Below are 313 nucleotides of genomic sequence, written 5' to 3'. Positions count from 1 at the left end.
AAGGCTGAATCTCTTTTGGCACCTCTGCTGTGACTGGGATATCATGTTGCGGCTGACGTTGTTCAAGCTCAGAGCTAATCTTGGTTAAGGGCCTAAATCCGCGTCGAATAAACCAAACAACCAAACCTATAAACGCCAGTAGCCCCACTAGCATCGGCAGTACCTGCACGGACATAGCATCGAAAATCATTTTCTGGCGAGAATCAAGGTTCTGACCGACGGAAATCACCCGACTTTCATGATTATGGGTGTGTTCATCGTGAATATAAAAAAAACGCCAGCGTTTACTAAAAGGATTAAGGCGCTGATAGGT

1 pseudogene is annotated in these 313 nt (G+C 45.7%); it reads right to left on the bottom strand.

Annotation, left to right across the window (positions count from 1 at the left end):
- A pseudogene (locus AAEY88_RS12755) lies at window positions 1-313 on the bottom strand (histidine kinase); the annotation flags it as partial.

It is taken from the genome of Psychrobacter sp. CAL346-MNA-CIBAN-0220 (genome assembly GCF_040309805.1).
Taxonomy (GTDB): Bacteria; Pseudomonadota; Gammaproteobacteria; order Pseudomonadales; family Moraxellaceae; genus Psychrobacter.
The sequence above is the reverse complement of the archived record's forward strand: the minus strand, read 5'-3'. Positions and strand labels throughout refer to the sequence as shown.